The sequence below is a fragment of the Pelomonas lactea genome, assembly GCF_043555885.1.
Taxonomy (GTDB): domain Bacteria; phylum Pseudomonadota; class Gammaproteobacteria; order Burkholderiales; family Burkholderiaceae_C; genus Pelomonas; species Pelomonas lactea.
Window position 1 is genome coordinate 21700 of the sequence record NZ_JBIGHX010000005.1, and the last position, 21545, is coordinate 43244.

A 21545-nucleotide genomic window follows, 5' to 3' on the forward strand; every position below is an offset into this window, starting at 1 on the left:
GCTGACGGCCACCGGCGGCGCCGGCCTACGCCTTCACCTCGCGGAGCCCGCCGTCAGGGCCGAGCGTCCGGCAGGCGCACCCGCACCTCCACCGGCAGATGGTCCGACGGGAAGCGGCCGCGCATCGAGTCCGTCAGCGCCGCCCAGCTCAGCACGTCGATGTCGCGGGTGTGGAAGACATGGTCGATGCGGTCCTGCTCGGCCAGCGGCGCGTCGATGCGAAAGCCCTGGAACGTGCCCGCCGGCCCATACGGCGGCGTGCGGCTGCTGGCATGCGCGTCCTGCAGTTCGGCGCCCAGCAGCTGCAGCGGCTCGCTGCCGGGGCTGCTGTTGAAGTCGCCGATCACCAGCGTCGGCGTCTCGCCCGCGAGAGCCTTCCAGCGCGCCAGCAGCAGCTTGGCGGACTCGCGGCGCGCCACCTGGCCTTCGTGGTCGAAATGGGTGTTGAACACGAAGAAGCGGCCCGCGCGCGTGCCGCCCGTGGCCAGGCGGTCGCGCAGCTCCACCCACGTCGCGATGCGGTTGCAGCACCGGCCATCCCAACCTCTGGAGGGCCGCTCGGGCGTCTCGCTGAGCCAGAACGTTCCCGAGCGCAGGATCTCGAAGCGGGCCTTGCGCACGAAGATGGCCGCATGCTCACCGCGGCCGGCGCCATCGTCCCGGCCCACGCCCACACGGGTGAAGCCGTCGAGCTGCTCAAGGTCGGCCACTTGATCGGGCAGCGCCTCCTGCGTGCCGATGACATCCCAGCCGTGATGGCGCGCCATGGCCAGCACGTGCGCACGCCGATGCGGCCACGCATCGGCGCCGTCGCTGGCCACGTTCAGGCGCACGTTGAACGTCGCGACACGCAGCGGCTCGCCGGCCTGGCCGGCGGCCGGGACGGCGGAAAGGACGAGGCAGCTCAACAGCGTGCGCAGGGCGATGGCGGAGAGTTTCATGAGACGTGGGCAGCGATGGGAGGGGCGGCGCAGCGTACCGCCGCTCCATGCACACCGGCGCGGCACCGACGAAGTTTTTGAAAGTTCTTGCCCACAGCCCGAAAACAGCGCTATACTGCTAGCTTCAGTCGCGGGGTGGAGCAGTCTGGTAGCTCGTTGGGCTCATAACCCAAAGGTCGTCGGTTCAAATCCGGCCCCCGCAACCAAGAAATATCGAGTCCGATGAGGACTTAGCAAAGCCCGCCACGTGCGGGCTTTGTCGTTTCTGGGCGCTGCGTCGTCGCCGGCTCGCATGAGCGTTCTGTTGGCGGGGCGACAGGATAGAACTTGGCCCGCCGAACTGAAAGTGTGTCCATGGCTGCAATGACCGTCGACCCCGCCAGCGTGTATGAGTTCGTGGACGAGCAAGCGTTCCATGACTGGCTCGCCGAGTACCACGACCAGCGAGACGAGGCGTGGATCAAGATCCACAAGGTCGGCTCCGGTCTGGCGTCCATCACGCCCAAGCAGGCCATTGATGTGGTGCTGTGCTGGGGTTGGATCGACGGCATCCGCAAGGGCCTGGACGAGCGGAGCTTCCTGCAGCGCTACACCCCGCGCCGCGCCCGCAGTATCTGGAGCCAGGTCAACATCGCCAACGTCGAGCGGCTGACCTTGGCCGGGCGCATGACGACGCACGGGCTGAGGGAGGTCGATGCCGCCAAGGCTGACGGACGCTGGGCCGCCGCCTATGCCGGCAGCAAGGGGCTGCTGATCCCCGCTGACCTGCAGGCTGCCATCGACGCAGTACCCGAGGCCCGGCTCATGCTGGCCAGCCTCAGTGCGCAGAATCGCTTCGCGCTGGCCTTTCGCGTCCACAACCTGAAGACTGCCGCCGCTCGGGCGCGCAAGATCGCCTTATTCGTCGACATGCTGGCGCGCGGCGAGACGATCTATCCGCAAAAGAAGAAATAGCGCGCCGCAAAAGCAAAACGACCGCCGCGGCGGTCGTTTCTGCAGACGTTGCAGCAGATCAGCGAGCGGCTGCGCGCTTGCGCGTCCAGCCCAGCGCACCCAGCGCAGCCATCGTCAGCGCGATGCCGGCGGGCTCCGGCAGGTTTGCCGGCGGAACGGGGGTGGCGCGCACCAGGCTGAAGTCATCGAAGATGACAGAGTTGTCGTTGCCGGTCACCACCATGGAGCGGGCGGTGCCACCCTTGAGATCGACGATGATCTTGTTCCAGTCGCAGTAGAACGCGCCGAGCTCCGATACGCATCCGGTGCCGTCCAGCTTGCCCAGCGACCACGAGCGGCCGCTGCTATGGTCGACGTTCTCGTACAGCATGATGCTCACGTCGGCGCCGGCCAGTGTCGCGTAGTACAGCGAGGAGCCCGAGATGAAACCTTCGGCGAAGTTCATCGTCAAGGTCCGCCGCTGCGAGCTGGTAGAGCCGTTGCCGGGGTTGTCTGACAGCATCAGCGCACCGCAGCCGCTGATGTTGGGCACGAACTTGACCAGACCGTCGCAGTCCTTGCTGGTCAACACGCCCCAGGCGCTGCCGGTGAACTGAATGCCGCTGGCGGCGCCGTAGTTGGCCTGCACCAGATTGGCCATGCCGTTCGCGTCGGCGATGGTCGTGAGATCCTCAAACGAGAACTCCGCCGGAGCAGGCGCGGCAAAAGCCGGTTGCAGGGCTGCAGTCAGGGCCAGGGCCAGGAATTTGCTCTTCGCGCGCATGACAGGTTCTCCGTCCGGGTTTTCGAGTTGGTTTGTGTGCGGGACTGTAAACAAGCGGCATATTTCACGGGGCGGGGTTCCCCCTTCAGTTGAGGGGGCGTGCGCGGTCGCCAACCTGGCTTAGGGGGTGTCCGGGGCCTTGGCTACACTGCCGGCGGTGGAAACCAAATGGCTTGAAGACTTCGTCAGCCTGGCCGAGACGCGCAGCTTCTCCCGCTCGGCACAGTTGCGCCACGTGACGCAGCCGGCGTTCTCGCGTCGCATCCAGGCGTTGGAGGCGTGGGCGGGCGTCGACCTCGTGGACCGCTCGTCCTATCCGACGCGGCTGACGGCTGCTGGCGCGACGCTGCTGGCGCAGGCCGTGGACCTGCTGGGCAACCTGCAGGCCACGCGCAACATGCTGCGCAGCCACCAGGCGGCTGACCAGGACATGATCGAGTTCGCCGTGCCGCACTCGCTGGCCTTCAGCTTCTTCCCGCACTGGCTGATGGGGCTGCGGCGCGGCTTCGGGGCGATCAAGTGCCGCCTCAACGCGGCCAATGTGCACGACGCGATGCTGCAGCTCAGCGAGGGCAACTGCGATTTGCTGCTGGTCTACCACCACGCCAGCCAGCCGCTGCAACTGGACCCCGAGCGCTACCAGACGGCATCGCTGGGGCATGAGACGCTGTCGCCCTACGCCAAGGTGGATGCGCACGGTGAGCCACTGTTCCGCCTGCCGGGGCGGCCGGGGCAGAAGATCCCCTTCCTGAGCTATGCGGCCGGCGCCTACCTGGGGCGCCTCGTGGAGCTCATCGTCAAGGAGGCCGACTGCGCGCTGAACCTGGATGCCATCTACGAGACCGACATGGCCGAGGGCCTGAAGGCGATGGCGCTGGAGGGGCACGGCCTGGCCTTCCTGCCCGCGAGCTCGGTTCAGAAGGAGCTGGCAAGCGGCCGGCTCGTGCCTGCGGCGCCGCCTGGGACGTTCAGCGTGAGCATGGAGTTGCGCATCTATCGCGAGCGGCCCGAACTGTCGCGCCGGCACAAACCGGCAGCGCAGGCGCTGTGGGATTACCTTGCGTCGGCGGCATGAGGTCATTGCACCTGTGCATGAGTCGTGAAAACCCGTATTCGGGCAGTCTGCATGGCGTGGTCTGCTCGTGTTTTGTTATCGATATCCCCATTTCTGTTGTTGGAGCCTCCATGAAGAAAGTTCTGCTCGTCGCCGCCCTGTTTGCCGGCGTCTCGGCCGTCCACGCGCAAGACACGTTGACGAAGCTGAAGACCAGCGGCGTCATCACGATGGGCGTGCGCGAGTCCTCCGGCCTGTCCTACACCATCGGCGACGGCAAGTACGTCGGCTATCACATCGACGTCTGCGACCGCGTTGTCGCCGACCTGCGCAAGCAGCTGGGCGGCAAGCTGGAGGTCAAGCACCAGCCGGTCACGTCGGCCAACCGCATCCAGCTGGTCACCAACGGCACGGTGGACCTGGAGTGCGGCTCCACCACCAACAATGTGCAGCGCCAGAAGGACGTGGCCTTCGCCGTGACGACCTACGTCGAGGAAGTGCGCATCGCCGTGAAGGCCAATTCCGGCATCACCAACATCAGCCAGCTCAACGGCAAGACGGTCGCGACGACCACCGGCACCACGTCGGTGCAGACGCTGCGCAAGCACGAGCGCGCCACGGGCGTGGACTTCAAGGAGGTGTTCGGCAAGGACCACGCCGACAGCTTCCTGCTGCTGGAGTCGGGCCGTGCCGACGCGTTCGTCATGGACGGTTCCATCCTGGCCAAGAACATCGCCACGTCCAAGAACCCGGCGGAGTTCAAGATCGTTGGCGAGGTGCTGAACGTCGAGCCCATCGCGATCATGATGCGCAAGGACGACCCCGCCTTCAAGAAGGCCGTGGACGACAGCATCAAGGGCCTGATGAAGTCGGGCGAGCTGGCCAAGATCTACGACAAGTGGTTCATGCAGCCCATCCCGCCCACCAACGCCAAGATCGGCCTGCCGGTGTCGGCGGCCAACAAGGAGGCCTGGGCCAACCCCAACGACAAGCCGATGGAAGAGTACGCCGCGAAGAAGTGATCGCGGGCACGGTTTGAGCCAACAGGAAGCGGGTGCGAGGCACCCGCTTCGTTCTGGGAGAGACGATGAGTTGGGACTGGCAGGTGTTCTGCAGGAACACGCTGGATCAGGAGGTCGTCGGCAGCTGCTTCGGCAGCAATGGCGACATCACCTATCTGCAATGGATGATTTCGGCCTGGGGCTGGACGCTGAGCGTCGCCCTGCTGGCGCTGGTGCTGGCCCTGAGCGTCGGGGCGCTGATGGGCGTGCTGCGCACGGTGCCGAACCGCGGGCTGGTGTTCCTGGGCAACGCGTGGACGGAGCTATTCCGCAACATCCCGCTGCTGGTTCAGATCTTCCTCTGGTACCACGTGCTGCCGTCCATCTTCCCCGTGTTGCGGGCGGTGCCCAGCTTCGTGCTGGTCGTGTTCGCACTGGGCTTCTTCACGTCGGCGCGCATCGCCGAGCAGGTGAAGGCGGGCATCCAGAGCCTGCCCAAGGGCCAGCGCTACGCGGGCCTGGCGATGGGCTTCACGCTGCCGCAGACCTACCGCTATGTGCTGTTGCCGATGGCGTTTCGCATCGTCATCCCGCCGCTGACCAGTGAGAGCATGAACATCGTCAAGAACTCGTCGGTGGCCTTCGCGGTCAGCATCGCCGAGCTGACGATGTTCTCCATCCAGGCCAGCGAGGAAACCTCGCGCAGCATCGAGATCTACCTCGCCGCGACGGCGCTGTACTTCGTGTCCGCCTTCGCGATCAACCGCGTGGCGCTCTTCATCGAGCACCGCGTGCGCGTGCCCGGCATGGTGGGGGGCAAGTGATGGATCTCGATTTCAGCTTCCTCAACTGGGGCGTCGTCTCCAGCTTCGTCGCCAAGGGCTTCTTCTTCTCCCTGCAGCTGACGCTGATCGCGATGATCGGCGGCATCGTGCTCGGCACGCTGCTGGCGCTGATGCGCCTGTCCGGCAAGCCGTGGCTGGAGATGCCCGCGGCGGCCTACGTGAACACGCTGCGCTCCATCCCGCTGGTGATGGTGATCCTGTGGTTCTTCCTGCTCATCCCGCTGCTGACGGGCAAGCCGCTCGGGGCGGAGCTGTCGGCCATCATCACCTTCACGCTGTTCGAGGCGGCGTACTACTCCGAGATCATGCGCGCCGGCATCCAGAGCGTGCCCAAGGGCCAGGTCTACGCCGGCTACGCGGTGGGCATGACCTACCGCCAGACCATGCAGCTGGTGGTGCTGCCACAGGCCTTCCGCAACATGCTGCCGGTGCTGTTGACGCAGACCATCATCCTGTTCCAGGACACCTCGCTGGTCTACGCCATCGGCGCCTACGACCTGCTCAAGGGCTTCGAGGTGGCCGGCAAGAACTTCAACCGCCCGGTCGAGACCTACCTCGTCGCCGCGGTCATCTACTTCGTCATCTGCTTCGGCCTGTCCATGACGGTGCGCCGCCTGCAGGCCAAGATCCAGATCATTCGTTAAGAGCGCCTCACCATGATCGACATCAAGAACGTTTCCAAGTGGTACGGCAGCTTCCAGGTGCTGACCGACTGCACGACGTCCATCAAGAAGGGCGAGGTCGTCGTCGTCTGCGGGCCGTCGGGCTCGGGCAAGTCGACGCTGATCAAGACGGTCAATGCGCTGGAGCCTTTCCAGAAGGGCGACATCGTCGTCGACGGCATCTCCATCGCCGACCCCAAGACCGACCTGCCCAAGCTGCGCTCGCGCGTGGGCATGGTGTTCCAGCATTTCGAGCTGTTCCCGCACCTGTCGGTGACGGAGAACCTGACCATCGCGCAGATCAAGGTGCTGGGCCGCTCGGCCGAAGACGCCAAGGCGCGCGGCCTGAAGATGCTGGACCGCGTGGGCCTGTCGGCGCACAAGGACAAGTTCCCGGGCCAGCTGTCCGGCGGCCAGCAGCAGCGCGTGGCGATTGCGCGCGCGCTGTCCATGGACCCCATCGTCATGCTGTTCGACGAGCCGACCTCGGCGCTGGACCCGGAGATGGTGGGCGAGGTGCTGGACGTGATGGTGCAGCTGGCCCACGAGGGCATGACCATGATGTGCGTGACGCACGAGATGGGTTTTGCCAAGAAGGTCAGCAACCGCGTCATCTTCATGGACGCCGGCAAGATCATCGAGGACTGCAGCAGCGCCGACTTCTTTGGCAAGCCCGAGGAGCGCTCGCCGCGCGCCAAGGACTTCCTGGCCAAGATCCTGCAGCATTGAAAAAGGGCGCCACGCGGCGCCCTCCGAGGACGACAGGCCCGCTCCCGCGGGCCTGTTTCAATCAGGGCTCGATGGCCGCGCCGACGACCGCGCCGGCCGCGATGGTGCCGATGCGCGTGGCCTTGCCGGTCGCCAGGTCGATGCGGTACCAGGCCGAGCTGCCGCCCGTCGTGATGGCCGCGTAGGCGGCGTTCGACACGTCGGAGATGTCCAGCGTCGCGCGCTGGAAGCTGCCGATGCCCAGCGACCCCACCGTCCACAGCCGGCCCGTGTTGGGCGACACGGCGGGCTGCACGCCCTCCTTGCTGCCCTGGTGCACCAGCACGCCCTGACGGCCGTCCAGCGCGTAGTTGGTGGTGATCTTGTCGTTGTCCTTGTTGTACGTGTAGCCGGCCGCGACGATGGCGGGTGTCTTGCCCGCGTTCACGTCCGTCGCGTCGTAGGCCAGCCGGCCGTCGAACTGCACGCCGGGCTCGTTGGGATTGCCGTCGACGATGGCGCCGGTGTCCGGGTGCAGCCGCAGGTTGAAGCCGGCGTCGTTGACGACGCGGATGCGGTCCACCGTCGGGTTGAAGTCCACGCCCCACTCGGTGGCGCCCTCCTTGGGCAGCGCATTCGGCGTGCCGACGGCGATGGCGGCGCCGGTCTGGGTGTCGATGCGGTAGAGCTGGCCGCTGGCGCCCAGGCCGAACAGCTGGCCCTTGGCGACGCGGTAGTCGATGCCCAGCAGCGTGTCGCCGGCGGTCAGGCCGGTCAGCGCCTTGGACGACTGCGTCTTCTGCGGCTGCCCGGCGTTGAACTGGACGAGCTGGTTGCCCGCCGTCACCGCGTAGATGGTTTCCTTGGCGGGCGGGCCCAGCGGCTCGGAGGGCGGCGTGGCGCAACCGGCGAGCAGCGTGGCTGCCGTGGCGAGCATGAGGGCGTGACGTGTCATGTCGTCTCCTGAGGAAAGGGCGTCCAAGTTATACGCGGACGCCCCGCATCCTGGATGCAGGCCCCTTCAAAGAAACATGCCGCCCGAAGCCTCCACACGTTGACCCGTGATCCAGCCGGCGCCGGGACGCATCAGCGCCGCCGCCGCGCCGCCGATGTCGTCGGCTTCACCGACGCGGCCCAGCGCCGTGACGGAGGCGACGAAGCGGTTCAGCTCCGCGTTGTCGCGCACCGCGCCGCCGCCGAAGTCGGTCGCGATGGCACCCGGCGCCAGCGTGTTGACGCGGATGCCGCGCACGGCCAGCTCCTTGGCCTGGTAGCGGCTCAGCACCTCCACCGCGCCCTTCATCGCCGCGTAGGCGGCGTAGCCGGGAATGGTGAAGCGCGCCAGGCCACTGGAGACGTTGAGCACGCGGGCGCCGTCAGCCAGCAGCGGCAGCAGGGCCTGGGTCAGGAAGAACGGGCCCTTCAGGTGGATGGCCAGCATCGCGTCGAACTGGTCGGGCGTCGTCTCGGCAAAGCTGGCATGGGCACCGGCGCCGGCGTTGTTGATGAGGCCGTCGATGTGGCGGGCGCTCCAGCCGGCGAGGCCGTCGCGCAGTTGCGTGGCGAAGGCTGCGAAGCTCGATGCGTCGGCCACATCCAGCGGCAGCGCCAACGCGCGCCGGCCCAGCGCCTGGATCTGCGTGACGACGGCGTCGGCCGCCGCGCGGGCCTCGCGGTAGGTCAGCACGATGTCGTGGCCGTCGCGCGCCAGGGCCAGCGCCATGTGCGCGCCCAGGCCGCGGCTGCCGCCGGTGATGAGGGTGATGGGGGTGGTCATGAGGTTCTCCGTGAGGGATGGGACGGCATGAAATTTATTGTTTGATGGAAAGTGGATAAAGTTCTCGGAATTGAATTGACTGTGCTCTGAATGGATTCCAATCTGGATCTCGCCGCGCTGCGCGTCTTCCTGCAGGTGGCCGAGCTGGCGCACTTCAGCCGCGCGGCGGACGAGCTGGGGCTGCCCAAGGGCCGCGTCAGCCAGGTCGTGCGTGACCTGGAGGCGCAGCTGGGCACGCGGCTGTTCCAGCGCACCACGCGGCGGGTCAGCCTGACGTCCGACGGCGAGCTGCTGGCCGAGCGCGCCCGCGGCCTGCTGGCCGACGCCACGGAGATCGAGGCGCTGTTCCAGCAGGACCGCCAGCTCACCGGCCGGCTGCGCGTGGACCTGCCGGTGCGGCTGGCGATGGGGCGCGTGGTGCCGGCGCTGCCGGGCTTCCTGGCCGAGCACCCGGGCCTGCAGGTGGAGGTGAGCTGCACCGACCGGCGCGTGGACCTGGTGGAAGAGGGTTTCGACTGCGTGCTGCGCGTCGGCGCCGTGCACGACCCCATGCTGGTGGCGCGGCCGCTGGGCCAGGTCAGCCTCATCAACGTGGCGAGCCCGGCCTATCTCGCCGCGCGCGGCACGCCGCTGGTGCCGCAGGACCTGCTCGCGCAGGCGCACGAGCTGGTGCACTACAGCCAGACCTGGACCGACCGCCGCTCGCGCTTCGAGTGGGTGGACGCCGACGGCCGCGAGCACAGCCTGGCCGCGCCGGCGCGCGTCAGCGTCAACCACACCGATGCCTACGAAGGCGCGGCGCTGGCCGGCATGGGCATCATCCAGGGGCCGCGCGTGGGCCTGCGCGCGGCGCTGGCCGAGGGCCGGCTGGTGCGCGTGCTGGCGGGTTTCGAGCCGGCGCCCATGCCCGTCAACCTCGTCATGAGCCAGCGCCGCCACACCCCGCGGCGCGTGCGCGTGTTCATGGACTGGCTGGCCACCCAGCTCGCGAGCTACCTGGACGACGACAATCCCGACCCATCATGACCGACACCCTCCTCCTCACCCGCCCCGACGACTGGCATCTGCACCTGCGCGACGAGGCGGCGCTGGCCAGCGTGCTGCCCTACACCGCGCGCCAGTTCGCCCGCGCCATCGTCATGCCCAACCTGCGCCCGCCGGTCACCACCGCCGCGCAGGCCGTGGCCTACCGTGAGCGCATCCTGGCGGCGCTGCCGGAAGGGTCCGACTTCCAGCCGCTGATGACCATGTACCTGACGGACAACACGCCGCCGGACGAGATCAAGCGCGCCAAGGACGCCGGCGTCGTCGCGCTCAAGCTCTACCCCGCAGGCGCCACGACCAACAGCGACGCCGGCGTCACCGACATCCGCAAGACCTACGCGACGCTGGAAGCGATGCAGCGCGAGGGCCTGCTGTTCCTCGTGCACGGCGAGGTGACGGATGCCGACATCGACGTCTTCGACCGCGAGGCCGTGTTCGTCGACCGCGTGATGACGCCGCTGCGCGCGGCCATGCCCGAGCTGAAGGTCGTGTTCGAGCACATCACGACCAAGGAAGCCGCGCAGTACGTGACCGACAGCGACCGCTTCACGGCCGCCACCATCACGCCGCAGCACCTGCTCTACAACCGCAACGCCCTCTTCACCGGCGGCCTGCGCCCGCACTACTACTGCCTGCCCGTGCTCAAGCGCGAGGAGCACCGCCAGGCGCTGCTGAAGGCGGCGGCGTCGGGCTCGTCCAAGTTCTTCCTCGGTACCGACAGCGCGCCGCACGCCGCGCAGCTCAAGGAGAACTCGGTCTGCGGCGCCGGCTGCTTCACGGCCGTGTCGGCGCTGGAGCTGTACGCCGAGGCTTTCGAGGGCATCGATGCCCTCGACAAGCTGAATGCCTTCGCCGGCCACCACGGCCCGGACTTCTACGGCCTGCCGCGCAACGCCGGCACCGTCACGCTCAAGCGCGAGCCGTGGACGCTGCCCAGCGCCGTGCCCTTTGGCGAGGCGCAGCTCAAGCCGCTGCGTGGCGGCGAGACCCTGAACTGGAAACTGATCTCGTGATGAACAAGAAAGTCGCCTTCCTCGTCGACTTCGACAACGTCGCCACCGACGTCATCGAACAGGCGCTGAACATGGTGTTCAAGGACTACGGCACCGCCCACATCCGCCGCGCCTACTGCAACGCCGAGCAGGCCCACCACCAACAGGCCTTCATGAAGCGCCTGGGCCTGCGCGCCATCGTCAACCTCGCCATCGGCAAGAACTCGACGGACATCGCGCTGGCCGCCGACGCGATGGACATCGCCATCACCGAGCGGCCCGACGTCATCGTGCTGGTGTCGTCGGACAGCGACTTCGCGCCGCTGGTGCTGCGCCTGCGCGAGAAGGGCGCCTGGCTGCGCGGCTTCGGCCAGTACGGCAAGACCGGCGACGGCGTCATCCAGATCTACGACCAGTTCAACGAACTGGCCCACGGCACCGGCCGCGCCGCACGCGACCCCGCACCGGCCAAGGCCGCTGGCGGCGGCCGCGGGCGTCGGGGCGGGCGCGCTGGTGGTGGCGGTGGCAATGGCCGCCCGCAGGCCGACGTGCCGCGCGCCAACCCGGCGCCGCGCCCGCCGCGCGTCGAGGAGGCGGCACCGCTGCCCGCACCGGCCATCGCGGTGCCGGTCGAGGCCCCGGTGGCCGCCGCGCCCGTCGTGATGGACGTGGCCGCGCCCGTGGCGCCGACACCCGAGGTGATCGCCGCTGCGCCAGCGGAGGCGGCCACGCCCAAGCCGGCCGCCAAGGCCGCGCGCAAGCCGCGCGCGAAGGCCGAGGCCAAGCCGGCCGTGGAGGCCGCCCCGCCTGCCAAGCCCGCCGCCAAGCCTGCTGCCGCGCCGGCGCCCAAGCCGGCCAAGGCCGCGGCGCCGGCCGCAGCAGACGACCCGCAGGTCGCCGCCGCCAAGGAGATCAACGCCGTGCTGGCGCTGCTGCCCAAGCTCGTCGACGGCCAGTGGCACGACCTGGGCGCCGCGGCCAAGGCGCTGAAGGACGCTGGGCTGCTGGCCAAGTCCGCACCGGCCACGCGGCTGTTCCGCAAGCATCCGCATGCGTTCCAGCTGCAGCCCGAGAAGCAGCCCACCCAGGTGCGCTTCGCCACTTGATCGCACCGGACTGGGCGGCGCCCTGGTTCGCGCCCTACCGCGACGTGGCCGCGCCGGTGCTGCAGCGGCTGGCGGCCGGGCAGCCGGTGTACGCGGCGCTGGGCCACCCGCGTTTCGAGCCCGCCAGATCGCTGGCCACGGGCTATGAGCAGCACGTGGCCGCCACCGGCCGCGTGCCCACGCGGGACAACGCGCACGACCTGTTCAACGGCCTGGTGTGGCTGCGCTGCCCGGCGTTCAAGGCGGCACTGAACGCGGCCCACGTGGCCGCGCCGCCGGCGCCGCCCGGCCGCCGCGGCCCCTTGCGCGACGCGCTGACGCTGCTGGACGAGAGCGGCCTGCTGCTCGCCGGCCCCGCGCCGCTGCTGGCCGCGCTGCAGGCGCGCGACTGGCCGGCGCTGTTCCTCACGCAGCGTGCGCTGTGGCGCGAGGTGCGCGCGCTGGTCGTGGGCCATGCGCTGCTGGAAAAGCTGCTGCACCCCCGCAAGCCGCTGTGCGCCCGCGTGCTGTGGGTGGACGACATCGACGCGCCGGCGCTGCCGGCCGACCTCTCGCCCGCGGCGCTGCCGCCGCTGCCCGTGCTGGGCATCCCCGGCTGGTGGGCGCCCAATGCGTCACGGGGCTTCTATGCGGACGACCGGGTCTTCCGCCAACCCAGGCTAGCATCGGCGCCCGCGGTGGGAGGTGTCGCTTGCTGATGAAGTCCTGTTTGAAGCCGTTGTTGGGGCTGGCGCTGGCCGTGCTGGCCGGTGTGGCCGCGGCGCAGCCGTCGCCGGCCGCGTCGGCGCCCGAGGGGCAGCGCGAGGCCCGGCCGGCCGCGCCGCCCGTCGTGTCGGCCAGCGCGCGCCGGCTGTACGAGCGCAGCAAGGGCCAGCTGCTGCAGATCCGCACGCTGCTGAAGACGCAGGACAGCCAGGCCTCCGTGGGCTCGGGCTTCCTCGTCAGCGACAACGGCCATGTGCTCACCAACTACCACGTCATCAGCCAGTTCGCGCTGGAGCCCGACAGCTACCGGCTGCGCTACGCGACCACCGACGGCCAGAGCGGCGCGCTGGAATTGCTGGACTTCGACGCCCGCCGGGACCTCGCGCTGCTGCGCGCCGTCGGCGACGACAAGGGCAACAACGGCCTCAAGGGCCGCGGTGCGCTGGCTTTCCGGCCGCTTGAGCAGCCGCTGGCCAAGGGCGAGCGCATCTACTCGATGGGCAACCCGCACGACGTCGCGTTCGCCGTCGTCGAGGGCAACTACAACGGGCTGGTCGAGCGCAGCTTCGACCCGCTGATCTACTACGCCGGCGGCATCAACCCCGGCATGAGCGGCGGGCCGGTGCTCGACGAAGACGGCCTCGTTGTCGGCGTCAACGTGTCGACGATGCTGTTCGCGCAGCAGGTCAGCTTCCTGGTGCCGGGCGAGTTCGCGGCCGCGCTCGTCAAGCGCAGCCTGGAGGCCAAGCCCATCCGCACGGCGGCCTGGGGCCGGCTGCGCGACCAGCTCACGAAGTACCAGGACGAACTGGTGACGCGCTTCCTCGCGCTGCCGTGGGAAAGCGCCAACCACGACCGCTACCGCCTGCCGGTGCCGCGGCAGGACTTCATGCGCTGCTGGGGCCGCGGCACGCCGGCCGACACCAAGGGCCTGGACTTCGAGCGCTCGCAGTGCCGCATGGACCACGCCCTGTTCGTCGGCGGCAACCTGCAGACCGGCTGGCTGGACATGTCCCACGAGGCCTACGACGGCAGCAAGCTGGGCACGCTGCGCTTTGCGCGGCAGTACTCCAGCAGCTTCCGCAACGAGCGGCTGGGCGGCCCAGACAAGTCGCGCACCGCCGCCTTCTGCAAGGAGCAGTTCGTCGACCGCGGCGGGCTCCCGCTGCGCGCCGTCGTCTGCCTGCGCGCCTACCGCAAGCTGGAGGGCCTGCACGACGTCAGCATCCTCGTGACCACGGTGGATGCCGCCGAGCAGGGCGCGCTGGGCCGCTTCGACGCCCGTGGCGTCAGCTTCGACAACGCGCTCAAGCTGGCGGCGCATTACCTGGAGGGCTTCGCGTGGACGAACAGCAAGGCCAAGTGATGCCCGCCGCGCCGACCGCTGCCGTCGTCGAGGTGCTGGGCCGGGATGGCCGCGTGGCGTTGGTGCAGCGCGTGACGCAGTGGCCGGTGCGCATCGGCCGCTCGCCGGCCTGCGATGTGGTCGTGGACGACGTGCACGTCGCTGCCGAGCATGCCGAGCTCCGGCTGGACGCCGATGGCCGCGTGCAGCTCAAGCTGCTGGAGACGCGCAACGGCGGCTCGATCGCCGGCCGTCGGCTGGCGTCTGGCGAAGAGGTCGCACTGCCCACGGGCGGCGCCTTCCAGCTCGCCGGCTGTTCGCTGCGGCTGCGCACCAGCGCCGACGCACTGGCGCCCGAGCAGCTGCTCATCGTGCAGCCCGTGCGCCACTGGGCGTTGCTGCCGCTGCTGCTGCTGGCGATGCTGTTCTTCCAGTGGGCAGAGCGCTGGAGCGAGCTGGACTCCGACTCGCGCTGGATCCAGTACACCGCGCCGCTGCTGGGGCCGCTGGCCTTCGTGCTGGGCTGGGCCGGGCTGTGGTCGGTGGCCAGCCAGATCTTCCAGCACCGCTTCCCGTTCGCGACGCACCTGCGCCGCGCGCTGCTGGTCATCGTCGCGCTGCAGGTGCTGGAGTGGCTGCTGCCCGCGGTGGCGTATGCGTTCTCGCTGCCGCGGCTGATGGCGCTGGACGCCGTGGCGCTGCCGGTGCTGGGCGCAGCCCTGGTGGCCTGGCATGCGCGGCTGGTGTGGCCGGGCGCGCAGCGCATCCTGAACGGCGGCATTGCCGCGCTGCTGGTGCTGGGCCTGGGCCTGCAGGCGGCCGGGCGCATGGAGAACCAGTACTTCTTCGGCCCACCCTACCTGGCCAGCCTGCCGCCGCCGGCGCTGCGCATCGCCAAGCCGCGGCCGCCGGAAGACCTGATCGAGTCGCTCAAGCCCCTGAAGGCGGAGCTGCAGCGCCAGGCCCGCAAGGACAACGAGGGCTTCGACGCCGAGGATCTCGGCGGCGAGTGAGCGTCAGCTGGCCTGCGGCAGGAAGCCGTCCACCGACAGGTAGCGCTCGCCGGTGTCGTAGTTGAAGCCCAGCACGCGCGCGCCGGGGGGCAGCTCGGGCAGCTTCTGCGCGATGGCGGCCAGCGTGGCGCCGCTGGAGATGCCCACCAGCAGCCCTTCCTCGCGGGCGCAGCGGCGGGCGTATTCGCGCGCGGCCTCGGCCTCGACCTGGATGACGCCATCCAGCAGCGCCGTGTCCAGCACGGCGGGGATGAAGCCCGCGCCGATGCCCTGGATGGGGTGCGGGCTGGGCTGGCCGCCGCTGATGACGGGCGACGCGGTGGGCTCCACCGCGTAGACCTTCAGCTGCGGCCAGGCGGCCTTCAGCACCTGCGCGCAGCCGGTGATGTGGCCGCCCGTGCCCACGCCGGTGATGAGGGCGTCCAGGCCGTCGGGGAAGTCGCGCAGGATCTCCTGCGCCGTCGTCTTCACGTGCACCGCCGGGTTGGCGCCGTTCTCGAACTGCTGCGGCATCCACGAGCCGGGGTGCTGCTCCAGCAGCTCCTTGGCACGCGCGATGGCGCCCTTCATGCCTTTCTCGCGCGGCGTCAGGTCGAAGCTGGCGCCGTAGGCCAGCATCAGCCGGCGGCGCTCGATGCTCATGCTGTCGGGCATCACGAGGATGAGCTTGTAGCCCTTGACGGCCGCCACCATCGCCAGGCCCACGCCGGTGTTGCCCGAGGTGGGTTCGATGATGGTGCCGCCGGGCTTGAGCAGGCCCTGCGTCTCGGCGTCCTCCGCCATGGCCAGCGCGATGCGGTCCTTGATGGAGCCGCCCGGGTTGCTGCGCTCGGACTTCACCCACACCTCGGCGGCGCCGAACAGGCGCTGCAGGCGGATGTGGGGCGTGTTGCCGATGGTGTCGAGGACGCTGTGGGCCTTCATGCGGGTCTCCTGTCGGTTGTGCGGGGATAATCGCAAGTGTGAAGCAAGCCAGACCGCCGCTGGGGCAATCTCGGAAACGAGGCCCTGGAGGAAGGTCCGGACTGCATAGAGCGGCGTAGCAGCTAACGGCTGCCCGGCGAAAGCCGAGGATCAGAGCAACAGAGACGAGTTCTGTTGGGACACCCTGACGGGTGGTCTATGAGGCGCCAGCGCAAGCTGGCGTGGGGTGGAGCGAAAGCTCCGCACCGTCGGGCGAAAGCCCGAACCGAATAGCACCTCTGTCGGGCTCTGCCTGACAGAGGTGAAACGGGCAATCTCTACGCGCAGCAACACCAAGTAGGCCAGCGTTGATGCGGCTCGCAGAGCTGGCGGGTAGGTGGCACCGAGCCGGGCAGCGATGTCCGGCCCAGAGGAATGGCGGTCACGCCGGGGGCGACCCCGGTGCACAGAATCCGGCCTATCGGCTTGCTTCACTCTTTGTTTTGTCAGGCCCCGGTTCGCAAGACCCCCGGGGCGGCGTGCGCGCGGGGCCGTCGATACACTGCCCAGCGCCGCAACCCGCGGCTGTGCCGCCCGTCTACCGACCGCCTCCCGATGAATCCTGACGCCAGCCGCCTGTGGCGCGCGCCCCGCTGGGCCCTGTCCGTGCTGCTGGCCGGCTTGGCCATGGTGGGGCCGTTCTCGATCGACACCTACCTGCCGGCCTTCTCCGGTATCGCGCAGGCGCTGGACGCGACGCCGGTGCAGATGCAGCAGACGCTATCGGCCTATCTGTTCGGCTTTGCGGTGATGAATCTGTTCCACGGCGCGCTGTCGGACTGCTTCGGCCGCCGACCCGTGGTGCTCATCGGGCTGGCCGTGTTCACCGGCGCCAGCGTGGGTTGCGCGGTGGCCGGCAGCATCGGCCAACTGGTGTTCTGGCGCACCGTGCAGGGCATGTCGGCGGGGGCGGGCATCGTCGTGTCGCGGGCCATCATCCGCGACATGTTCCCGCCCGCGGACGCGCAGCGCGTGATGTCGCAGGTGACGCTGTTCTTCGGCGTGGCGCCGGCCATCGCACCCATCGTGGGCGGCTTCCTGTTCGTGCACGCCGACTGGCATTCCATCTTCTGGTTCCTCACCGCGGTCGGCGCTGTGCTGCTGGTGGCCAACTGGCGGCTGCTGCCGGAGACGCTGCACGCCGACATGCGCCAGCCCTTCCAGGTCGGCGCACTGATGCGCGACTACTGGCGGCTGTGCACCAGCCCCAAGTTCATGATGCTGGTGCTGGCCAGCGGCATCCCGTTCAACGGCATGTTCCTGTATGTGCTGGCCACGCCGGTGTTCCTCGGCGAGCACCTGCACTTCGGCGCGACGCAGTTCTTCTGGTTCTTCCTGTGCACCATCGGCGGCATCATGGCCGGCGCGGCGGTCAGCGGCCGGCTGGCCGGCAAGATGAGCCCGCAGCGCCAGATCATGCGGGGCTTCCGCATCATGGTGGCGGTGTCGGTGGTCAACGTCACGCTGAACCTGTTCGCGCCGCTGAGCGCGTTCTGGGCGCTGCCGCTGATCGGGCTGTTCTCGTTCGGCTGGGCGCTGATGGTGCCGGTGGTCACGCTGCTGGTGCTGGACCAGGTGCCCGAGCGCCGCGGCATGGCCTCGTCGCTGCAGGCCAGCATCGGCTCCGCGGCCAACGGGCTGGTGGCCGGGCTGCTGGTGCCGCTGGTCATGCATTCCACCGTGGCGCTGGCGCTGGCCTCGGCCGCGCTGATGGGGGTGGGCCTGGCTGCGTGGTACGGCGTGCGGCGTTCCGTCGCCAGCTGAGGCGGGTGTGGGGCCCTCAAGCTGACGGCGCAGCGGCCGAAATCGCAGGGATGAGGAAGAACACACCCTTGGCCATTGCCGCCTGCGTGCTGGCGCTGGCCGCTCAGGCACGGGCCGAGGACGCGCCGGTCGAGACGCTGCGCCAGCGGCTGGCCGAGCGCCTGGCGACCAAGCCCGAGGGGACCACCACCGCAAAGCCGGCGCCGCGTGCCGCAGGCCGGCCGGCCAAGGCCGAGCCGCCCAAGGCGGCGCACTGGGGCTACACCGGCGACGTCGGCCCCGACCGCTGGGCCGAGCTCTCGCCGGAGAACAAGCTTTGTGCCGTCGGCACGCGGCAGAGCCCCATCGACATCCGCGACGGCATCGCGGTGGACCTGGAGAAGATCGCGTTCGACTACCGGCCCAGCAGCTTCTCGGTGCTGGACAACGGCCACACGGTGCAGGTCAACGTCGCGCCGGGCAACGGGCTGACGGTGATGGGCCGCCGCTTCGAGCTGGTGCAGTTCCACTTCCACCGCCCGGGCGAGGAGCGCGTCAACGGCCGGCAGTTCGACATGGTGGCTCACCTGGTGCATCGGGACGCGGCCGGCAAGCTGGCTGTCGTGGCCGTGCTGCTGGAGCGTGGGGCCGACAACAAGCCACAGCCGGTGCTGCAGACCGTGTGGGCCAACCTGCCGCTGGAGAAGGGGGAGACGCTGCCGGCGCAGGCCCAGATCGACCTGAACCAGCTGCTGCCCGAGAACCGCAGCTACTACACCTACATGGGGTCGTTGACGACGCCGCCGTGCAGCGAGGGCGTGCTGTGGATGGTCATGCGCCAGCCGGTGGCGGTGACGCTGCAGCAGATCAACGTGTTCGCGCGGCTGTACCCGATGAACGCGCGGCCGTTGCAGGCGGGGTCGGGGCGGTTGATCAAGGAATCGCAATAGCCGCGCGCCGCCGGTTGCCGGCGGTCTAGCCGCGGCCGTTGCGGCGCTGGCCGGACAGCCAGTCGTACAGCGTCGCGAACAGCTGCTCGGCAACGACGGGCTTGGCGACGTGGTCGTCCATGCCGGCCTCCAGGCAGCGCTGGCGTTCCTCGTCGAAGGCGTTGGCCGTCATCGCGAGGATGGGCAGCGTGATGCCCTGCGGCAGGCGGCGTATCGCGCGCGTCGCGTCCAGCCCGTCCATGACGGGCATCTGCACGTCCATCAGCACCAGCGCGTAGTCGCCGGTCTTCACCATGTCGATGGCCTGCTGGCCGTCCGCGGCCACGTCCACCGTCAGCTCGGCGCTGCCGATCAGCGCGACGGCCACTTCCTGGTTCACCGCGTTGTCCTCGGCCAGCAGGATGCGCGGCGACTGGCTGCGCGCCAGCTCGGCCAGGCGCTCGCGCACGGAATGCGGGCGCGGCGCGATGGCCGGCGCGGGTTGCGCACCGGCCATGGCCTCCACGTCCAGCGCGAACCAGAAGCGGCTGCCGCGGCCCAGTTCGCTGTCCACGCCGACGCGTCCGCCCATCAGCCCGGCCAGGCGTCGGCAGATGGCCAGCCCCAGGCCCGTGCCGCCGTAGCGGCGCGTGGTGGAGCTGTCGGCCTGCTCGAAGTCGCGGAACAGCCGCGTCTGCGCCTCGGCGGAGATGCCGATGCCGCTGTCCTGCACCTCGAAGCGCAGCGGCAGCATCGCGCCGTCGGGGGCGCCGTCCACCCGCACGGCCAGCCGCACGAAGCCCGCCTCGGTGAACTTGACGGCGTTGCCGGCGAAGTTCAGCAGCACCTCGGCAATGCGCTGCGGGTCACCCAGCAGCACGCGGCCCGACAGCTCGGGCGCCACGTCCGTCTCCACGCGCAGCCGCTTCGCGGCGGCGGCCTGCGTCGTCATGTTGGCGATGTTGTCCAGCACCTCGTCGACGGTGAACGGCCGCTGTTCCAGCTGCACCTTGCCGGCCTCGATCTTGGAGAAATCCAGCACGTTGTTGATGACGCTGAGCAGGTGCTCCGCGGCATTGGCCACCTTCTGCAGCCGTTGCTGCTGGCTGGGCTCCACGGCGTCACTCTGTGCCAGGTAGGTCAGGCCGATGATGGCGTTCATCGGCGTGCGGATCTCGTGGCTCATGTTGGCCAGGAAGGCGCTCTTGGCCAGGCTGGCGGCCTGGGCCGCCTGCGACGCCTCGGCCAGTTCGGCGGTGCGGGCCTCCACCAGCTCCTCGAGGTGGTGGCGATAGCGCTCCAGCTCCAGCGCGTCGCGGCGCTCGCGTGAGATGTCGGTCAGGAAGCCGTGCCACAGCACGCCGCCGTCGGCCTCGCGCTGCGGGATGGCGTTGCCGTAGATCCAGCGCTCCGCGCCGTCGGGCTGCGGCGTGCGGAACTCCTGCTGCCACGGGCTCAGCGAGCGCCCCGAGGCCAGCAGGCTCTCGCGCACCGCGGCGCGGTCGTCGCCGTGTATGCATTCGAACCAGGGCGCGGCACTGCGGTTCAGCTCGGCACCGCCCAGCGGGAAGTACTCGCGCACCGCCTCGCTGACGTAGGCGAAGCTGAACTCGCCATTCACCGCCAGCCGCAGCTGGAAGACGACGCCGGGCACCGTCTCGGCCATGCCGCGCAGCCGCTCGATGAGGGCACGCTGCGCGTCGAACTGCTGCTGCAACGCGTCGCGCATGTGCTCCAGGTCGCCGCCCAGCAGGCCGATCTCGTCCTGGCGCTTGTGCTCCAGCTTGGCGCTGAAGCGGCCCTGCGCCAGGTCGTTGGCGAAGCCGCCCAGCTCGCGCAGCGGGCGGAACAGCCGGGAATTGAGCAGCCACAGCACCAGCGCCAGCGACACCAGCAACTGGCCGCCCACCGTGGCGCCGTACAGCCAGCGCTGGCGGGCCAGCGCGGTGGTGCTGAGGTGGTCGTCGATCTCGATCTGGATGTGGCCGATGCGCGTGGCGCCGCGCATGATGTCGCGAGCGCCGGTCAGCGTCTTGCCCAGCCGCCGCTCGGGCAGGTGGTTCTCGATGAAGGGCAGGCCCTGCGACGCGTCGCTGACGCTGACGCGCACGACCTCGGGCGACTTGACGATGGCCGAGACCACCTCGCGCGCGGCGACGGCGTCCAGGTTCCACAGCAGTTCGGGCAGGCTGCTGGCCAGCACGTCCAGCTTGGCGTCCAGGTCGCGCTGCAGCGCCTGCTCGGTGACCTGCGACTCGCGCAGGCCGATGAACAGCCCGCCCACGATGACCGCGGGCAACAGCAGGCCGACGCTGGCGCCAAGGGCCAGCGCTGCGAACAGGGAGGACGAGGGCTTGCGGCTCAAAATGAGGTCAGTTGGCCAGTCGCTGGCCTGTGCGGTGTCAGCTCTTGCCGAGCAGCTGGGGTTTTAGGGAGGAGTCGACAGGCTTGTCGCCCAGCCAGATCTTCAGCACGGCGTTGTAGAACGCGATGTCCTTCATCGGCTCGCCGATGGGCTTGCCGTTGAGGAACATGACGGTGCCGGTGTCGGGCACCCAGTCGACGGTGATGACGTCGCCCTTCTTGCCCTGCGGGATGTTGACGAAGGCCTCGCCGAACTGGGCCAGCTGGTTGACGAACTTGGAGCGCTCCGCCTTGTCGGTGTTGGCGGTGATGCCGGCCATGAAGGCCTGGCCCAGGTCCTCGCCGGTCACCTCGCGCAGCAGCCCCAGGCTGAAGCGGCGCGGGCCGCTGCTCTCCAGCACGCCGGCGGTGGTGTCCTTCTTCTCGGGCAGGTAGAGCACCAGCGCGTAGACCTTGACGATGACGCGCGTGCGCACGCCGGCGCCGTTGACCTTCAGCTCCTTGCCGGCGACCTTGGCGGTGTCGTCGAACTTCAGGCCGCCGACCTCGATGGCCTGCGCGGCGCCTGCCAGACCGAGGGCCAGGCCCAGGGCGGCGATGCAGCGGATGAGGGGCTTCGTCTTCATGGAGTCTCCT

General features: G+C 69.4%; 21 protein-coding genes, 1 tRNA gene and 1 other RNA gene. 16 read left to right on the forward strand and 7 right to left on the reverse strand.

All coding sequences use genetic code 11. The features are described from left to right. Positions 1-53: 53 nt before the first annotated feature. Complete coding sequence (locus tag ACG04Q_RS15195; RefSeq protein WP_394511757.1) at positions 54-941, reverse strand: endonuclease/exonuclease/phosphatase family protein; 888 nt, start codon at positions 939-941, stop codon at positions 54-56. A 129-nt stretch (positions 942-1070) separates the two neighbouring features. On the opposite strand from ACG04Q_RS15195, the gene ACG04Q_RS15200 reads away from it, so the two are divergent. Both ACG04Q_RS15200 and ACG04Q_RS15205 read left to right on the forward strand, forming a co-directional pair. After that, positions 1071-1147, forward strand: a tRNA-Met gene (locus ACG04Q_RS15200). Positions 1148-1304: 157 nt separating this feature from the next. Continuing rightward, on the forward strand, positions 1305-1895 hold the full coding sequence (locus ACG04Q_RS15205) for a YdeI/OmpD-associated family protein (protein WP_394511758.1): 591 nt from the start codon (positions 1305-1307) through the stop codon (positions 1893-1895). Between the two features lie 58 nt (positions 1896-1953). Here the strand turns inward: ACG04Q_RS15205 and ACG04Q_RS15210 are convergent, their stop codons facing one another. Continuing rightward, positions 1954-2658 (reverse strand): hypothetical protein, encoded by a 705-nt coding sequence (locus tag ACG04Q_RS15210; RefSeq protein ID WP_394511759.1) that lies wholly within the window; start codon positions 2656-2658, stop codon positions 1954-1956. Positions 2659-2815: 157 nt separating this feature from the next. Between ACG04Q_RS15210 and ACG04Q_RS15215 the strand changes: the two genes are divergently transcribed. The 5 genes from ACG04Q_RS15215 (at position 2816) to ACG04Q_RS15235 (ending at position 6949) form a co-directional block, all read left to right on the forward strand. Further along, positions 2816-3733, forward strand: a complete 918-nt coding sequence (locus ACG04Q_RS15215; RefSeq protein WP_394511760.1) for a LysR substrate-binding domain-containing protein — start codon at positions 2816-2818, stop codon at positions 3731-3733. A 110-nt stretch (positions 3734-3843) separates the two neighbouring features. Then, positions 3844-4734 (forward strand): amino acid ABC transporter substrate-binding protein, encoded by an 891-nt coding sequence (locus ACG04Q_RS15220; RefSeq protein ID WP_394511761.1) that lies wholly within the window; start codon positions 3844-3846, stop codon positions 4732-4734. A 65-nt stretch (positions 4735-4799) separates the two neighbouring features. Next, positions 4800-5537, forward strand: coding sequence for an amino acid ABC transporter permease (locus tag ACG04Q_RS15225; RefSeq protein ID WP_394511762.1), 738 nt, complete (start codon positions 4800-4802; stop codon positions 5535-5537). Continuing rightward, positions 5537-6202, forward strand: coding sequence for an amino acid ABC transporter permease (locus ACG04Q_RS15230; protein ID WP_394511763.1), 666 nt, complete (start codon positions 5537-5539; stop codon positions 6200-6202). The genes ACG04Q_RS15225 and ACG04Q_RS15230 overlap by 1 nt, the downstream gene beginning before the upstream one ends. 12 nt (positions 6203-6214) lie before the next feature. Continuing rightward, entirely contained in the window at positions 6215-6949 is a 735-nt protein-coding gene (locus ACG04Q_RS15235) for an amino acid ABC transporter ATP-binding protein (protein WP_394511764.1), read from the forward strand. A gap of 61 nt (positions 6950-7010) precedes the next feature. On the opposite strand, the gene ACG04Q_RS15240 is transcribed toward ACG04Q_RS15235, so the two are convergent. Together ACG04Q_RS15240 and ACG04Q_RS15245 are read right to left on the reverse strand one after the other, a co-directional pair. Continuing rightward, positions 7011-7883, reverse strand: coding sequence for a DUF4394 domain-containing protein (locus ACG04Q_RS15240; RefSeq protein ID WP_394511765.1), 873 nt, complete (start codon positions 7881-7883; stop codon positions 7011-7013). Positions 7884-7949: 66 nt separating this feature from the next. Beyond that, positions 7950-8705, reverse strand: coding sequence for an SDR family NAD(P)-dependent oxidoreductase (locus ACG04Q_RS15245; RefSeq protein WP_394511766.1), 756 nt, complete (start codon positions 8703-8705; stop codon positions 7950-7952). A gap of 90 nt (positions 8706-8795) precedes the next feature. Here ACG04Q_RS15245 and ACG04Q_RS15250 point away from each other — a divergent pair, with 90 nt between their 5' ends. The 6 genes from ACG04Q_RS15250 to ACG04Q_RS15275 are packed head-to-tail and all read left to right on the forward strand — an operon-like array spanning position 8796 to position 14910. After that, on the forward strand, positions 8796-9731 hold the full coding sequence (locus ACG04Q_RS15250; RefSeq protein ID WP_394511767.1) for a LysR family transcriptional regulator: 936 nt from the start codon (positions 8796-8798) through the stop codon (positions 9729-9731). Further along, a complete protein-coding gene (gene pyrC / locus ACG04Q_RS15255) occupies positions 9728-10762 on the forward strand; it encodes a dihydroorotase (RefSeq protein ID WP_394511768.1) in 1035 nt (344 codons plus the stop codon). Before ACG04Q_RS15250 ends, pyrC begins: the two co-directional genes overlap by 4 nt. Beyond that, positions 10762-11847, forward strand: coding sequence for an NYN domain-containing protein (locus ACG04Q_RS15260; RefSeq protein WP_394511769.1), 1086 nt, complete (start codon positions 10762-10764; stop codon positions 11845-11847). Before pyrC ends, ACG04Q_RS15260 begins: the two co-directional genes overlap by 1 nt. Then, the gene (locus ACG04Q_RS15265; protein WP_394511770.1) at positions 11844-12545 is read left to right on the forward strand and encodes a DUF3025 domain-containing protein; all 702 of its coding nucleotides are present in this window, start codon (positions 11844-11846) and stop codon (positions 12543-12545) included. The genes ACG04Q_RS15260 and ACG04Q_RS15265 overlap by 4 nt, the downstream gene beginning before the upstream one ends. 11 nt (positions 12546-12556) lie before the next feature. Beyond that, positions 12557-13918 (forward strand): S1 family peptidase, encoded by a 1362-nt coding sequence (locus ACG04Q_RS15270; protein ID WP_394511771.1) that lies wholly within the window; start codon positions 12557-12559, stop codon positions 13916-13918. Then, positions 13894-14910 (forward strand): FHA domain-containing protein, encoded by a 1017-nt coding sequence (locus tag ACG04Q_RS15275; protein WP_394511772.1) that lies wholly within the window; start codon positions 13894-13896, stop codon positions 14908-14910. Before ACG04Q_RS15270 ends, ACG04Q_RS15275 begins: the two co-directional genes overlap by 25 nt. 3 nt (positions 14911-14913) lie before the next feature. On the opposite strand, the gene cysK is transcribed toward ACG04Q_RS15275, so the two are convergent. Further along, a complete protein-coding gene (gene cysK, locus ACG04Q_RS15280) occupies positions 14914-15834 on the reverse strand; it encodes a cysteine synthase A (protein WP_394511773.1) in 921 nt (306 codons plus the stop codon). Between the two features lie 40 nt (positions 15835-15874). On the opposite strand from cysK, the gene rnpB reads away from it, so the two are divergent. From rnpB to ACG04Q_RS15295, 3 genes are all read left to right on the forward strand, one after another. Beyond that, an RNA gene (gene rnpB / locus ACG04Q_RS15285) (RNase P RNA component class A) lies at positions 15875-16310 on the forward strand. Between the two features lie 118 nt (positions 16311-16428). Then, the gene (locus tag ACG04Q_RS15290; RefSeq protein WP_394511774.1) at positions 16429-17637 is read left to right on the forward strand and encodes a multidrug effflux MFS transporter; all 1209 of its coding nucleotides are present in this window, start codon (positions 16429-16431) and stop codon (positions 17635-17637) included. Positions 17638-17687: 50 nt separating this feature from the next. Continuing rightward, the gene (locus ACG04Q_RS15295) at positions 17688-18566 is read left to right on the forward strand and encodes a carbonic anhydrase (RefSeq protein WP_394511775.1); all 879 of its coding nucleotides are present in this window, start codon (positions 17688-17690) and stop codon (positions 18564-18566) included. 25 nt (positions 18567-18591) lie between these two features. On the opposite strand, the gene ACG04Q_RS15300 is transcribed toward ACG04Q_RS15295, so the two are convergent. Both ACG04Q_RS15300 and ACG04Q_RS15305 read right to left on the reverse strand, forming a co-directional pair. Continuing rightward, on the reverse strand, positions 18592-20910 hold the full coding sequence (locus ACG04Q_RS15300) for an ATP-binding protein (protein ID WP_394511776.1): 2319 nt from the start codon (positions 20908-20910) through the stop codon (positions 18592-18594). Positions 20911-20947: 37 nt separating this feature from the next. Continuing rightward, positions 20948-21535, reverse strand: coding sequence for a chalcone isomerase family protein (locus ACG04Q_RS15305; RefSeq protein WP_394511777.1), 588 nt, complete (start codon positions 21533-21535; stop codon positions 20948-20950). Positions 21536-21545: the final 10 nt, after the last annotated feature.